The organism is Acinetobacter sp. 22323 (assembly GCF_052044895.1).
Classification (GTDB): domain Bacteria; phylum Pseudomonadota; class Gammaproteobacteria; order Pseudomonadales; family Moraxellaceae; genus Acinetobacter; species Acinetobacter schindleri.
Window position 1 is genome coordinate 26649 of the sequence record NZ_JBQEOL010000022.1, and the last position, 14878, is coordinate 41526.

10 protein-coding genes and 1 pseudogene are annotated in these 14878 nt (G+C 42.9%); 4 read left to right on the forward strand and 7 right to left on the reverse strand.

Annotated elements, in window-relative coordinates:
* Positions 1-303 precede the first annotated feature (303 nt).
* The 3 genes from ACTJIX_RS13165 to ACTJIX_RS13175 all read right to left on the reverse strand — a co-directional run bounded on the left by ACTJIX_RS13165 (position 304) and on the right by ACTJIX_RS13175 (position 2851).
* Positions 304-1182, reverse strand: coding sequence for a pirin family protein (locus tag ACTJIX_RS13165; protein WP_440611520.1), 879 nt, complete (start codon positions 1180-1182; stop codon positions 304-306).
* A 323-nt stretch (positions 1183-1505) separates the two neighbouring features.
* Entirely contained in the window at positions 1506-2069 is a 564-nt protein-coding gene (ahpC, locus tag ACTJIX_RS13170; protein WP_103800193.1) for an alkyl hydroperoxide reductase subunit C, read from the reverse strand.
* Positions 2070-2236: 167 nt separating this feature from the next.
* Complete coding sequence (locus ACTJIX_RS13175; RefSeq protein ID WP_440611521.1) at positions 2237-2851, reverse strand: TetR/AcrR family transcriptional regulator; 615 nt, start codon at positions 2849-2851, stop codon at positions 2237-2239.
* Positions 2852-2995: 144 nt separating this feature from the next.
* On the opposite strand from ACTJIX_RS13175, the pseudogene ACTJIX_RS13180 reads away from it, so the two are divergent.
* Positions 2996-3481 (forward strand): annotated as a pseudogene (locus ACTJIX_RS13180) (hotdog fold domain-containing protein).
* A gap of 54 nt (positions 3482-3535) precedes the next feature.
* Here the strand turns inward: ACTJIX_RS13180 and ssb are convergent.
* The 3 genes from ssb to ACTJIX_RS13195 form a co-directional block, all read right to left on the reverse strand.
* Positions 3536-4117: a single-stranded DNA-binding protein gene (gene ssb, locus ACTJIX_RS13185; RefSeq protein WP_071320869.1), complete on the reverse strand. Its 582-nt coding sequence runs from the start codon at positions 4115-4117 to the stop codon at positions 3536-3538.
* Between the two features lie 51 nt (positions 4118-4168).
* Complete coding sequence (locus ACTJIX_RS13190; RefSeq protein ID WP_440611522.1) at positions 4169-5533, reverse strand: MFS transporter; 1365 nt, start codon at positions 5531-5533, stop codon at positions 4169-4171.
* A gap of 155 nt (positions 5534-5688) precedes the next feature.
* Positions 5689-6774 (reverse strand): DUF475 domain-containing protein, encoded by a 1086-nt coding sequence (locus ACTJIX_RS13195; RefSeq protein WP_333838676.1) that lies wholly within the window; start codon positions 6772-6774, stop codon positions 5689-5691.
* Positions 6775-6996: 222 nt separating this feature from the next.
* Here ACTJIX_RS13195 and tenA point away from each other — a divergent pair, with 222 nt between their 5' ends.
* Positions 6997-7665: a thiaminase II gene (gene tenA / locus ACTJIX_RS13200; RefSeq protein ID WP_440611523.1), complete on the forward strand. Its 669-nt coding sequence runs from the start codon at positions 6997-6999 to the stop codon at positions 7663-7665.
* A 345-nt stretch (positions 7666-8010) separates the two neighbouring features.
* Positions 8011-10842 carry an excinuclease ABC subunit UvrA gene (gene uvrA, locus ACTJIX_RS13205; protein ID WP_005220621.1) on the forward strand — a complete coding sequence of 944 codons (2832 nt, stop codon included), beginning with the start codon at positions 8011-8013 and terminating at the stop codon, positions 10840-10842.
* 146 nt (positions 10843-10988) lie between these two features.
* Here the strand turns inward: uvrA and ACTJIX_RS13210 are convergent, their stop codons facing one another.
* Positions 10989-12692 carry a GGDEF domain-containing protein gene (locus ACTJIX_RS13210; RefSeq protein WP_440611524.1) on the reverse strand — a complete coding sequence of 568 codons (1704 nt, stop codon included), beginning with the start codon at positions 12690-12692 and terminating at the stop codon, positions 10989-10991.
* Between the two features lie 1130 nt (positions 12693-13822).
* Between ACTJIX_RS13210 and omp33-36 the strand changes: the two genes are divergently transcribed.
* Positions 13823-14722, forward strand: coding sequence for a porin Omp33-36 (omp33-36, locus tag ACTJIX_RS13215; RefSeq protein WP_286834448.1), 900 nt, complete (start codon positions 13823-13825; stop codon positions 14720-14722).
* The last annotated feature ends 156 nt before the right edge of the window (positions 14723-14878 follow it).

Genomic DNA, 14878 nt, shown 5'->3' on the forward strand with positions numbered 1-14878 from the left:
ATTTTTTACATTTTTAATATAAAAAGTTAACACTGTTTAAATTTATGCTTTTATTGATATTTTTTGTATTTTTAAAAAAATTATCCTTTAAAAACAATATATTTAAATTGACCAATTTTTTAACTTTCGTTTTACAAAAGATACAAGAAGCGCTATAATTTTCTGCATAATAAAATGATAACTCCATCGCCCTCCACAGTGTTGAAGTTATTTAAAAAATCTTATAATCAGAAGAACTTACAGCGCATAACTATTTAAGAGCCTCTGCACTGCAGAGGCTTCTTTCTTTCTGGACTGACATTTTTATTCAGTAGCTACCGGAATTTCTCCAAATTTACCCTGATTAAAATCTTGGAAGGCTTGGACAATTTCTTCCTTGGTATTCATCACAAAAGGACCATAACCTTGAGTGGGTTCCTTCAAGGGTTCACCAGTCAAGACTACGAATTTGCTGTCCTGATAAGCCTGAATCTGGATTATAGGATCGCTATCCTGAGCAAATATCACAATAGAACTGTCCAGAACTTTCTGGCCAGCATTCACTACCAGCTCTCCACTCAATAGCACCAGCAAAGCATTATGACCGGCAGGTATCTGCAGCATCGTTTCATAATCTGCTTTGAGTTCACCATCCCAGACATTGACCGGACTAAAGGTATGCGCCGGACCATGATGCCCATCAAGTTCACCAGCGATGACCCGGATATGGCCTGCACCTTCATCCATTTCAATCCGGGGAATATCAGTTGCCGTCAGTGCCTGATAACGTGGTGTAGTCATTTTGTCTTTGGCAGGTAAATTCACCCACAGCTGGACCATTTCAAACAGACCACCATTCCGGGCAAAGTCTGGAGAATGGAATTCTTCATGCACCACGCCTGCACCTGCAGTCATCCACTGTACATCACCTGCCTGAATCGTACCGCCACCACCGCCAGAATCCTTATGTGTTACTCCACCCTGATAGGCGATCGTCACGGTTTCAAAACCACGGTGTGGATGTGAACCGACACCCTGCTGCACCGTAGTCGGATCAAAATGATACGGCGCTGCATAATCCAGCAACAGAAACGGACTGATGACCTGACCAAGACGGTCATAAGAAAACAGGTTTTTAACCGGAAATCCATCACCAACCCAATGCATGTGCTGACTACGGTAAACGCCTATGACTTTTTTCATCTTTTACTCCTATCTGAATAGGATAAACATGTATTCATTGTATGCGTTGCGGATAACTATCGATACTAGGCCAATGAAATGCAGTATCCCAAATATAAGACAATACTGGTGTCAGTACTGGTACCCTACAACTGGTTTATACCTTATGTAAAAGCCAGCGTCGGGTGATGAAAAACTGATCGAGCATCTGGTTGAAGGCTTGCTTGCCACAGCCGAAAGTCATCAAGGCTATATGATTTAATTGTCCTTTCATTTTCGAATAACCATAAAAAAATCCAGCGCTGAAGGCTGGATTTTCTTATGGTTGATAAAGATTTGTCGAATTAGATTTTACCTACCAGATCGATTGAAGGAGCAAGAGTCGCTTCGCCTTCTTTCCATTTTGCAGGACATACTTCACCTGGATGAGCATGTACATACTGAGCTGCTTTTACTTTACGAAGCAGTTCCTGCGCGTCACGACCGATACCACCTGCGTTGATTTCAATGATTTGGATTTTACCATCCGGATCAATCACAAAAGTTCCGCGGTCAGCCAGACCTTCAGCTTCGATCAGCACTTCAAAGTTTTTCGCCAGAGTCCAGGTTGGATCGCCAATCATTGGATACTGGATTTTACCAATCACGTCAGACGTGTCATGCCAAGCTTTATGGGTGAAGTGCGTATCCGTGGATACACCATAGATTTCTACACCTAATTTCTGGAATTCAGCATATTGATCAGCAAGATCGCCTAATTCTGTTGGACAAACAAAAGTGAAGTCAGCAGGATAGAAGAATACAACAGACCATTTGCCTTTCATGTCCTGCTCAGATACTTCAATAAATTGACCATTGTGATAAGCAGTTGCGTTAAATGGCTTAACTTCAGTATTGATTAAACTCATGTGATTTTTCCTATCAGTTCGCGGGAATTCATTCGATGAACTAAGAATACGCAAAAACTAATAAAAGATAAAACCGTAACTTTTTATAAAAACTATCGGTTTTTTAGATTTATAAATTCTATTAATTTTTTACTTATTATCTTTTATTCCAATTTAACTCCTGACCTCTACCGAGAAAAATGCTGTAAAGAATCCCAAACTGACTGTGCCAAAGCAGATACGTGCTTTTGCGGAAAATCCTTGACTCGACCTGCCAGCCAGGCACGGCAATAGCTTTCTGTCGCGCCAATTACTAAAGAGGTCAGTAAAGCAGGTGGGACAGCTTGCTGACAAGCGGCATCTGACTGCTGGGCCAGCCATTTCTTTAAATCCTGATTGCGCTGGCTGGTGCGCTGTTCCAGATCCTGAGGCAGCTCTGAGGTATGTACCACATGATGGGCTGCATAGAGAAAACGGGCAAAATCTGGATAACTGATGACCCAATCAATATAACTTCGGATAATGGCATGAATACCCTGCTCAGCACTTTTCGCTTGGGATAAGGCATCTAAACGTCGGCTGGACTGATCCTTTAAAGCGGCTAGATACAGCGCAGCTACGATCCCATCCTTGTGATGAAAATGATGATAAATTGCGCCAACACTGGTTTCTGCCCGATCCCGAATCATTTCAATTGTCGTTGCAGCTATGCCACTTTGTAAAAATTCCTGTAGCGCACAATTCAGAATTTGACGCTTTAAGGCCAAGCGTCCGCCTGGATAACTCCCTTCCAATACATCCATACCTTGCATTCTCCTTAATGTGCTCGGCACCGTTAATCATTAACTTATCTATTTTAAACACTTTTCTTGTGAGTCCTGCAAATACAGAATATTATTCTGTATGAGGATCTTATTATTATTCACCTCTTACGCAGGATCGCGATCATGAGCCAGGCTCTAAAAATATGGAAAACCTTTCACAAAAAACCAGGTGGTAAATACATATTTTCCAGATTACTTTGCATCAAAATACCTTATTTCAGCAGTATTTCCCCATTGCTCGAAACGCTTGCTCCGTATTATTGCGAAGTGAGCATGAAGAAACATGCGGCTGTACTCAATCATCTAGATACAATCCATGCGATTGCCATATGCAATCTGGCTGAACTGGCAGCAGGTACCATGACCGATGCCAGCGTCCCCAAAACCCATTCCTGGATTCTAAAAGGTATGCAGGTCGAATATCTTAAAAAAGCAACGACCGATTTAAGAGCCATTGCCACACCTGCAAAGTTAAATGTTGAATGGCATGAAATTGCTGAATACTAGGTTAATGTTGAGGTTCTGGATATGGCACAAGAAACCGTATGCCGTGCCCTCATCACAATGTGGGTATCTCCTAAAAAGAAGAAAACAAATAAACGTGTTTAAAAAAACCCGTCGGATGACGGGCTTTTAAGGATGCTTTTCTGCTTTAAATTTTAATCAAAATGGTAAGTCATCATCCAGGTCTGCTGCAGGCGCTGCAACTGGAGCTGGTGCAGATTTTGGCGCAAAACCGCTTGGGTTATTATTGCCATAGCCATTACCACCCGCAGGTGCATTATTGAAGCCACCTTGCTGTGGTGCATTATAACCTTGTTGACCAGCATTGTTATTGCCATAGCCGCCCTGGTTATTGTTGAAACGTGGCTGTGCAAAACCGCCATTGTCTGACTGTTCACCTTGAGGACGGCCAGAATCCAGCATTTGCATCTGCTCACCACGGATTTCTGTAGTGTAACGCTCTTGACCACTTTGGTCTGTCCACTGACGGGTACGTAGTGAACCTTCGATATAGACTTTAGAACCTTTACGTAGATACTGCTGTGCAATTTCACCTAAACGGTTATGCAGCACAATGCGGTGCCATTCTGTTTGCTCTTTACGCTCACCAGTGTTCTTATCCGTCCACGAATCACTGGTCGCGATAGAGAATTGAGTGAGAGAACCCCCATTCGGGAAAGTTTTTGTTTCAGGATCTCGACCTAAAGTACCTACTAAAATAACCTTATTTACACCACGCATGAGACCTATACTTCCTATTTGTTTCTATATTTTACTTTATAAGAGTTATGCTTAAATGGCTACCTCTTTACCCAACAAGTGCGTTAATTGTTGTCGCGCAGTATCATTAATCTGCTGTTTATCAACCTTGACGTAGGCCACTTGCTGTTCCGGCATCACCACGACTTCTTCAATACCATGAATAGATAAAAGCTGTGAAGTCCATTCATCTGTTTGTCGATTTTCAGGCAGGCTTAACACCAGGGACGAAAGATAGCGCGGCTGAGCCAGACCAAAACTAATGAGCAGCCAAATTATAGCAACCGCAGTCAAAATACTCCAACCCATGGAAGTATCATTCAGCAACAAAAGTTGTCCGCCTAGCGTACCGCCAAAGAAGGCGCCGAGGAACTGACTGCTGGCATTCACGCCCATCGCTGTTGCCTTGGACTGAATTGGCGCAACCTTGGATAACCACGATGGTAATAAGGCTTCCATTACATTGAAGGCAATAAAGAAGATCCCTAAACCAGTGAGCAGGATATATTTCGATTCAAAGCCAAAAATCAGTACCAATAGGCCAACGATAATTCCCGCAATTGCAGTCAGGAAAATACCACGCATTTTGCGGTATTTTTCCGCCAGAATAATGCTTGGAAAAGCAAAGAACAGACTAATCACGAGTAAGGGCAGATACACCCAGCCATGACTGACCAAAGGAATATTAGCGAACTCAATCAGCTGCGAAGGCACATAGATAAACATTGCCGTGAGTAACAGATGCAGGCTAAACACCGAAACATGCAGGCGATTCAGGTCACCCATTTTTAGGACTTGTTTCAGCTGAATCAGATACCCCTGCTGAAAATTACGATGATGACGGGTCACTTTTGGCACCATCAGCAGCATCGCAATTGCCGCCAACCCCATTATGGTAGTCACCCAGAACAGCCCTGAAATACCCACAAGACCCGTTAACCAAGGACCTAAGGTAAATGCCACCACAAAAGATAAGCCGATACTCATGCCCATGGTTGCCATGGCTTTCATGCGGTTTTCTTCACGGGTCACATCGGCAAGCAATGCCATGACCACTGCCGAAACCGCACCGCCGCCCGCGATGGCACGCCCAATAATCACTCCATAGATTGTGTCCGACATGGCGGCAATTGCACCACCCAATGCAAATAGCAATAACCCGATGACCACCAGCGGTTTGCGACTGAAACGGTCTGCAATCAGGCTAAACGGAATCTGTAGAATGGCCTGAGTCAGACCATAAACCCCTACTGCCAGGCCAATCAGTGCCGGCGTAGCATATTCATATGACTGTCCTGCAACCGAAAATACAGGGATAATCATAAACAACCCCAGCATGCGCAGTGCAAAAATGCTGCTAAGCGCAAAGGTTGAGCGACGTTCTAGGGCATTCATCATAAATTATGGCAGTTCAATTGATGGATCTTCAGGCGAAGATTATAGGACATTCGGCCGGGATGGATGCAGGAATTTTATTTGAAATAAAGATGATGCTGATCTAAAAAATAAAAAAGCGCAGCCGGAGCTACGCTTTTGCATCAGGATCACAGGCCTTAGTGATGTAAAGCCTGACGTTTCTTGTACTGAATCGAGGCAATCACGGCCCAGACAATAAAGGCCACCCCGATCAGGCCGGTCACTATTTCCGGTACATGTACACCAGTACCGCTGGCAATCATGATGAAAGCCAAGGCGCCAATCGCGTAATGCGCACCATGTTCCAGATAGATATAAGCATCCAGCGTGCCTTTTTCCACCAGATAAATCGTCATTGAACGGACAAAGATCGCACCAATTGCCAGACCGAGCATGATGATCACCACGTCTGAGGTAATCGCAAAGGCACCGATCACGCCATCAAAACTGAACGAGGCATCCAGAACTTCTAAATAGAGGAAACCACCAATACCGGCTTTCACTACACCGGTCGGTACGCCATTTTCATCATGACGAACTGCATTGCCATTTTCATCGACTTCCGGTTCACCACCAAGCAGATGGCTGAGTACCTGCACCCCGATGTAAATCACAATACCCCAGATTCCCGCCATGGTCACGACCAGACGTTTGGCCTCTACCACATTGGCCGCCATGATCAGCAGCGCCACCAGCGCAATAAAGACCGACATTGCCGGAACACTAGCCAGGTTGGATAAACGGCGTTCTACTCTTCTGAACCAGTGCGTATCCTTTTCTTCATCCAGAAAGAAATTCAGGAATACCATCAACAGGAAGGCACCACCAAATGCCGCAATTTCAGGATGATGTGCCATCAAACGCGCTGAATATTCTTTTGGATCATTCAGGGCCAGACGTACCACTTCCATAAAGCCCATGTCTGCGGTCACCGCGACGATGGCTACCGGGAAGATTAAACGCATCCCGAAAACAGCAACCAGAATCCCGACAGTCAGGAAAAGCATTTTCCAGAAATGATCCCAGCCACGCAGAACAGAGGCATTGACAACCGCGTTATCGAAGGACAACGACACTTCCATAATCGCCAGAATGGCGGTAATGGTCAGTGCTGTGAACATGGTTTGCAGGCCCGCTTCCGGACCATGGGTATAACCCCAATAAGCAGACAAACCAAGACACACGATCGAAAATGCGATTGAGAAACCAAAATGTTTCAACATACAAATCGACCTTAGATAAATTTCATTGAGTGTATTTCTTTAATTGTAGGGAAATACCAAGACTAAAACTTGTCTCAATTATGAAACTTTTGCCGCATAAACCAAAGCACTTCCTGAACCATTTTTGCGTATTTTCTGCTTTTCAAATCTGTCGATCTTTTCAACGGGTCGATCTTTGCTATAGTGCTGCATGCTTTGACTTCAACTGCTCAGGATTTCAGTATGAGTTTCTCTCAAGACGTATGGCAACGTAACCTCGAACTTTATCAAAAGACCTTGGCACTGCCTTTTAACCAGCAGCTGGCACAAGGCACATTGAACCGTGATGCCTTCAGTCATTATGTGATTCAGGATGCGCATTATTTGCTGGCCTATGGCCGTGCACTGGCAGTCTGTGCCGCCAAAGCCTTTGAGGCTGATGATGTGATCCAGTTTAGTGAAGCAGCTAAAATTGCGATTGTGGTCGAGCGCAGCCTGCATAATAGCTTTATGCAGGATTTCGGTATCAGCAAAGCCCAGTTCGAAAATACGCCGTTGACGCTGGCCTGCCATCACTATACTTCCTATTTGCAGGCAACTGCCTGGGCCGAAAGCTATCCGGTGGTGCTGGCAGCCCTGCTGCCATGTTTCTGGATTTATGCAGAAGTCGGCAAGGATATTGTCGATAAGGCCGCAGCCAATAATCCTTATCAGGCCTGGATTGATACTTACGCCGGGGAAGATTTCCATACTGCTGTACGCAATGTGATTGCAACTGTGGATCGCGTAGCAGCGCGTGTCGATGCCGACACCCTGGAAAAAATGCATACAGCCTATACCCATGCAGCGCGTCTGGAATGGTTGTTCTGGGACAGCGCATTTGAGCAACGCCAGTGGCCTGGTCTGGATTGATACAAGCTGAATTCAGCCCTGTTCAATACGGGGCTTTTTATTTTTTCTACAAAATTCTAAATAGGCACAATGATCCTAATTTTTATCTTGGATCGATGCTCCGCAATGCTAAGCACTCTGTGTTTTTTTACAGAGTTTAAATCCATGTTCAAATGCTTTGATTAAAAGCAGGACCAAAATTTTAATCGGAAAAAATATCTCATACATTTTTAACTTATTGCTTTGGTACTGATCTTTTGACCAATCACCGACATAACTTGACGTTTAAAATACTTTTTTTTGCACTTGAACATTTTTCATCCGGTATCATATAAGGGTTTTTGATGAATATTCTAGGATCATTGCATGAGCCAAAGCCACATCCGTATTCGAGGCGCACGTACCCATAACCTTAAAAATGTGAACCTTGATATACCACGCGACAAGTTTGTGGTGATTACGGGACTGTCTGGTTCAGGTAAGTCCTCACTGGCATTCGATACCCTGTATGCCGAAGGTCAGCGCCGTTATGTCGAGTCATTGTCTGCCTATGCACGCCAGTTCCTGTCCCAGATGGAAAAACCGGAAGTCGATTCAATAGAAGGCTTAAGTCCGGCCATTGCGATCGAGCAGAAGTCGACCAGCCACAACCCGCGTTCAACCGTGGGGACTATTACTGAAATTTATGACTATCTGCGTCTGCTGTATGCTCGCGTCGGTACACCTTATTGTCCAGAACATGACCTGCCGATGGTCGCGCAAACCGTGAGTGAAATGGTGGATGCGGTAAAAGGCTTGGAAGAAGGTACTGGCCTGATGCTGTTGGCGCCTGTCGTACGTGAACGTAAGGGTGAATATTCCGCATTATTTGAACAGTTACAGAGCCAGGGTTTTGTACGCGCCCGCGTGGATGGCGAGATCATGGAAATTGATCCTCCGCCAGAACTGGATAAAAAGAAAAAGCATACCATTGAAGTGGTGGTTGACCGCTTTAAAGTGCGTGATGATCTGGGTAATCGTATTGCCGAAAGCTTTGAAACTGCACTTCGTCTGGGTGGCGATATTGCCATTGTCTCGCGGATGAAAGGCGAACGACCAGATCGTGTTTTCTCAGCCAAACATTCCTGCCCGAAATGTGATCGTGCGGTGGCAGAACTGGAACCACGTCTGTTCTCGTTCAATAATCCATTTGGTGCCTGCCCGGTTTGTGATGGCCTCGGTACGCGTAGCCATTTTAGTGCAGATAAACTGATTCCAAATCCTGAATTGAGTATCAGTCAAGGCGCAATCCGGGGTTGGGACCGTCAGCGTCCATATTATTACAGCATGATCGAAAAGGTCGCCAATCACTTTGGCTATTCGCTGGATACGCCGTGGAATCAGCTCGAAGCCGATGTTAAGAAGAAATTCCTCTATGGTACCGGTCGTGAAAAGATTGATCTGAGCTATATTGACGAACGCGGTCGCCGTCATAATCGTGTGATTGCTTTTGAAGGTGTACTGCCGCATTTGGAACGCCGTTATCGTGAAACTGAAAGTAATTATGTCCGTGATGATCTGGCACAGTACTTGTCCAATGCAGCCTGTGATGCCTGCGATGGTTCACGTCTGAATGAAATTTCACGTAATGTCAAAATTCTGGACAAGACCATTGCTGACATTACCCGCATGTCGATTGGTGACGCCGAAAGCTACTATCAAGGTCTGAATCTTGAAGGTGCCCGCGGTGAAATTGCCGATAAGATTTTTAAGGAAATCCGTGAGCGTCTGCACTTCCTGGTGTCTGTTGGTTTAAATTACCTGAGTCTGTCCCGTTCAGCTGAAACTTTATCTGGTGGTGAAGCACAACGTATCCGTCTGGCTTCTCAGATCGGCGCCGGTCTGATGGGTGTCATGTATGTGCTGGATGAACCCTCGATTGGCCTGCACCAGCGTGATAACGACCGTCTGCTACAAACCTTGGTACGTCTGCGTGATCTTGGTAATACAGTATTAGTCGTTGAACATGATGAAGATGCGATTCGTGCCGCCGACCATATTATTGATATCGGTCCAGGTGCCGGCGTACATGGCGGTCATGTGATTGCCGAAGGAACCTATCAAGAACTTGCTGAACATGAAGATTCCCTGACTGGTAAATATCTGTCTGGCAAGCTGAAAATTGAAGTACCGAAAAAACGGACCCAACCACCAAAACCGGAAGAACAGATCAGGCTGATGGGTGCAGCAGGCCATAATCTGAAAAATGTCGACCTGACCATTCCATTAGGGGTGATGACCTGTGTCACGGGTGTATCAGGTTCAGGTAAATCGACGTTAATTAACCGCACCTTGTTGCCACTAGCAGCAACACAGCTCAATGGTGCGACTACTCAGACCTCAGAGAAATTTGATTCGATCGATGGTCTGCAATTCCTGGATAAAGTTGTAGATATTGATCAGAGTCCGATTGGACGTACACCACGTTCCAACCCAGCGACTTATACCGGTCTGTTTACTCCGATTCGTGAACTGTTTTCACAAACACAGGAAGCCAAGGCACGTGGTTATGCAGCCGGCCGTTTCTCGTTTAACGTGAAAGGTGGTCGCTGTGAGGCCTGCGAAGGCGACGGTATGATCAAGGTGGCAATGCACTTCCTGCCGGATATGTATGTACCGTGTGATGCATGTCATGGCAAGCGTTATAACCGTGAAACGCTGGAAGTAAACTACAAAGGCAAGAACATTTCTGATGTACTGGAGATGACTGTTGAAGATGCCATGCATTTCTTCGATGCCATTCCAGTGATTCACCGTCGATTGGAAACCTTGCATCAGGTTGGCTTAGGTTATATCCGTCTGGGTCAGTCTGCGACAACACTTTCTGGTGGTGAAGCACAGCGGGTGAAACTGGCACGTGAACTGGCAAAACGTGATACCGGCCAAACCCTGTATATTCTGGATGAACCGACGACTGGCCTGCATTTCCATGATATTGCCAAGCTGCTAGATATCCTGCATCAGCTCCGTGACAAGGGCAATACCATTGTGGTGATTGAGCATAACCTGGATGTGATTAAGACTGCGGACTGGATCGTGGACTTAGGTCCTGAAGGGGGTTCAGGTGGCGGTATGATTATCGCGGAAGGCACACCTGAAGAAGTGGCAAAGAGTAAGACTTCGCATACCGCGCGGTTCTTAAAGCCGTTATTGAAATAAGGAATCTCCCCTAGCCCCTCTTTTTAAAAGAGGGTTAGGGCGGATTCTAAAGAATTAGATGTTGTGCTAAAACAGTGATTTATTCATCGTTTTTTTCATTTTAAAAACATGGATATATAAAGTAAAAAACGTTAAAAATATATGAATTAAACCTCAGCCACTGCATTACGTCCTTGACCTTTAGCCACAAACAAAGCTTTATCCGCTTTGGTAAACAGGCTGATCCAGGACTGCGCACCTATCGCCACCCCCACACTGACCGAGACCTGAATCTGATCACCATTTTCACTTAAAATATAAGCACCCTCTACTTCGCTTCGAATCTTATCAGCAATCTTACGGGCATTATCGAAGTCAATATTTTCGATCAGAACCAGAAATTCATCCCCGCCATAACGTACCAGTAAATCAGAAGTACGGACATTGTCCTTCAGGCACTGCGCCACAAACTGAATGACTTCATCTCCGATAATGTGTCCATACTGATCGTTCACCTGCTTAAAGTGATCAATATCAATAATCATCAAACACGTCTGACTAAACTGTGAAGGATGTGATTCCAGAAAACGAGTGTATTCCTCCAAGGCGAACCGATTCGCCAGTCCGGTTAAAGGATCGGAATGAGCAATATTTTTAAGCCTGAATTCTAAGGCATCACGTTGCTGCAACATCTGTTGCAACCTTTGAATGGCAGTAAATAAGGATTCAGATTTAGTATGGGCATTCGATGATAAAGCTTTGGTATCACCATTTTCCGAAAGCGTAAACAGAATTTGACGCGCTTCTATCAGCGGCTGAAATACACTTTTACGTGCAAAAATCATCGTTGCAATTGCTGCTCCTAAAGACACAAATGAAAGTAAAACTGTCCAGAGCAATTGCTGCAAATGAGAAGATTTTTCCCGCTCTGCAACCTGATTGCTGTACTCAAGTAAATGGCTTTGCAGGTCAACAACGGTAGCAAATTTATCAACCATCGCATTGGTGAGTTCTGTTCCTGTCAAATGATAAGGAACCTGCTGAATGCTCTCTTCCACCAGACTTGAAACGATCGGTAAGCCTTTTTGGATAAAGACCGTATCGACAGCATTATGCAACCGGTTGAATTCTTCAGTCTTGTCCTCTTCCGGCTGCAATGTGCCGATTAAATCCCAAAGATAATGGATCCGATATTGGACTTGCATAGCACGGGTTAGGTTTGCAGCAGGAATCGGTTGGTCGAAAGTCACATAAGCCATGATTGTAGAGGCGGCACGCCCTGCCTGATCCCTCAAGTCAGATAAAAATAAAATCTGAGAAATAAAATTATTTTGTGAGGTAGAGGTAGTATTAGAAGCAATTACTACTCCTTTTAGGATAATACGACAACTGTCCCAGGCCTTAAACATTGCAGCAATCGCCTGATCAAGTGCTTGAGCATTACGCTGTTCCCAAGGAATTTTTGCATAGCTATCGATCTGTAAACGTCCCTGCTCCAGACTTGGTCGAACCGCACTTTCCAAACGTTGACTTAAATGCGGGAAGCCCACTTGCTGTAATACTTTTGCTGTATGTTCGAACTGCTGATCTACTTCTTTACGGTAAATTTCGAGTTCTTGTTGTCGTTGGTGAATCTCTTCAGGCGTACTGGAAAGGACTTTATTGGCAGGGGCTCTTTCCTTGGAAATCTTATTGGCCAGAATGGCAACTTCTTGCAGGGCATGTAATTCGTCAGAAGTACGCACAGCCTTAAGGTAACTTTGAGTGCTATTCACAATGAGAGGAATGCAAATGAACAGCAGACATAAAATAATGACAGACATTGCGCAATAAAGGTGTTTACTGATTTGTTCAGAGCGCAGAGTATTCATTGTCTTAGCGTACGCCCTCAGACTAATAATTAATAAAGTATTTGATTTATCTTAATTATTATACAAAAAATCCATTTCTTCAGAAAGAAAAAATTCTTTATATTAAATGCTTTTATATAACTTTACTGAACTCAAAAGTCATATAGGTCCTAATTTATGTCCTTATATTTAAAATAAAATTTTTTAATTTCAGCAAATAACCAGCGGATGTATCAAATAGTTTCAAAAAAAATTGAAATTCATATTGTTTGCTGTTTACACATGCAACAATTAAGTGCATAATGCACCGCATTAGGGCGAATTAAATTTTTCCTCAGCAGATATTTTAATTTACCCGCAAATTTTGGCTAAAAAACCCCAATTTTCAATGAAAATTGGGGTTTTTTTTATCTATTTCATTTTTTATATAATATCTTACCAAAGGTAGTGCACCATTATGGTGCTTTAATTTCTTTTAAAATATATCTTGATTTGTTTAATATTTATACTTATTGATTGGTCTTTATCCCCTCACTCATCTCTACTTAAGTTTCAGGCAAAAAAAAGCCCAACCTTGGGGAAAGCTGGGCCGATAAAACACAAAATTCGTGGAGAATCAGGTCAAATAAAGAATTTAAGTAAATACATCATCTAACTTGATGAATTAATTATCGTAACTTTCATGTAGAATGTAAAGCATATTAAATTAGTTGGATTTGATATTTGTCTGTTTTTTACACAAAATTAGATTTAATTTAAATAAAAAATAAATTTAATGAATTAGAAAAGAATTATTGAATCAACTAAATAAGTGATCTAGGCATTCTTAATCATTTATATGGAGAGGTTTGACTCTATAGAATTGGTTTTTCCAATTCTTATATACATTTGAATTAAATTAAACAATAACCACCTATTATAAATGTGAATTTTCACGTGTTTTATATTATTTCTTTTTATTTAAGTAATTATTTGTTCTATCAGTATTTTTTTTAGAACTAAGCAGTTGAATAATAAATTCACAATCTTTACAAAAACATAACAATTATAAAATTCATATTTATATGATTTTAAAAGGTTTATTGACTTAATAAATTGTTACAATACAATTACCCCCTGTTTTACCTCCCCTTTGAAAAACGGTAATAATCATGAAAAAACTAGGTTTAGCCACTGCTTTATTATTAGCGATGACCGGTGCTCAAGCGTATCAATTTGAAGTTCAAGGTCAAGCAGAACACATTGACAATACTGCCAATGACAAAGATTTTGCTGGTGCTGTTCAAGGTACTTACTACCTGAAAGATGTTGATGCTTCTAAAGGCCCTTTAGCTGAAGCAGCATTCCTAAACCAAGCTTCTAATGTTTCTGCGGCTTATAGCTACGGTGAAGATGGACAAGAATTTGGTGACCGTGCCGTCTACCATACTTATGGTGTGAAAGGTGAAGCCTACATCCCAACTAAACTTGTTCCAGCATATGCAAGCGCTTCTTATAACCATACTATTATTGACAATAAAGCTGGTGAAAAAGATGACAATGGTGACCGTTATGCATTAGAAGTGGGTGTATTACCTATTCCTAATTTCCTGGTTACTGTAGGTTATACAAGTGTTGCTGACCAAGCTTCTCTTGATGCTTTCAATATCGTTTCTAATGGTGTTGCTAAAGCAGCTCTTGAGACTATGACTATCAATGAAGATCAAGATGCAATTACTGCACGTACTAAATACGTAGGTGCAATCGATGGTACAACTATGTCGATCGGTTTTGAATCTGGTTTAGTTTACGGTGAAGACACTGCTTATAACCTAGGTACAACGCTTTACCTCAACCCTAAACTAAGTGTTGGCGTTTCTTATATGGAATCTAGCTATGCAGGTTCTCCAGATAAAGCTTTAGGTGCGAACGTAAACTACTTCGTTACTCCAGCAGTATCTGTAGGTGCTAGCTACGTTAATGCTAACTACGAAACTAAAAATGCTAATCTGGATCAAGATGTTGCAACAGATACCCAAACTGTGGGCTTGAATGCTAAATTCCGTTTCTAATTTCTGATTAGATTCTGAATATAGAAAAAGGACACTTTATGTCACTGCTGTCCCATAGTTTGCTTTAAATAAAAAAACCTGAGTCCTAACAGTTAAAATATGAGTGCAAACAAACACTTTAACGACCAGGATTCAGGTTTTGTCACATCAGAATAC

Excerpts from the sequence above, each read along its gene's own strand:
- uvrA (WP_005220621.1), top strand. The coding sequence starts at position 8,011 with ATGAGCCAAAGCCACATCCGTATTCGAGGCGCACGTACCCATAACCTT.
- ACTJIX_RS13210 (WP_440611524.1), bottom strand. The coding sequence starts at position 12,692 with ATGAATACTCTGCGCTCTGAACAAATCAGTAAACACCTTTATTGCGCA.
- ACTJIX_RS13190 (WP_440611522.1), bottom strand. The coding sequence starts at position 5,533 with ATGATGAATGCCCTAGAACGTCGCTCAACCTTTGCGCTTAGCAGCATT.
- ssb (WP_071320869.1), bottom strand. The coding sequence starts at position 4,117 with ATGCGTGGTGTAAATAAGGTTATTTTAGTAGGTACTTTAGGTCGAGAT.
- ACTJIX_RS13175 (WP_440611521.1), bottom strand. The coding sequence starts at position 2,851 with ATGGATGTATTGGAAGGGAGTTATCCAGGCGGACGCTTGGCCTTAAAG.
- ACTJIX_RS13195 (WP_333838676.1), bottom strand. The coding sequence starts at position 6,774 with ATGTTGAAACATTTTGGTTTCTCAATCGCATTTTCGATCGTGTGTCTT.
- ACTJIX_RS13165 (WP_440611520.1), bottom strand. The coding sequence starts at position 1,182 with ATGAAAAAAGTCATAGGCGTTTACCGTAGTCAGCACATGCATTGGGTT.
- omp33-36 (WP_286834448.1), top strand. The coding sequence starts at position 13,823 with ATGAAAAAACTAGGTTTAGCCACTGCTTTATTATTAGCGATGACCGGT.
- tenA (WP_440611523.1), top strand. The coding sequence starts at position 6,997 with ATGAGTTTCTCTCAAGACGTATGGCAACGTAACCTCGAACTTTATCAA.
- ahpC (WP_103800193.1), bottom strand. The coding sequence starts at position 2,069 with ATGAGTTTAATCAATACTGAAGTTAAGCCATTTAACGCAACTGCTTAT.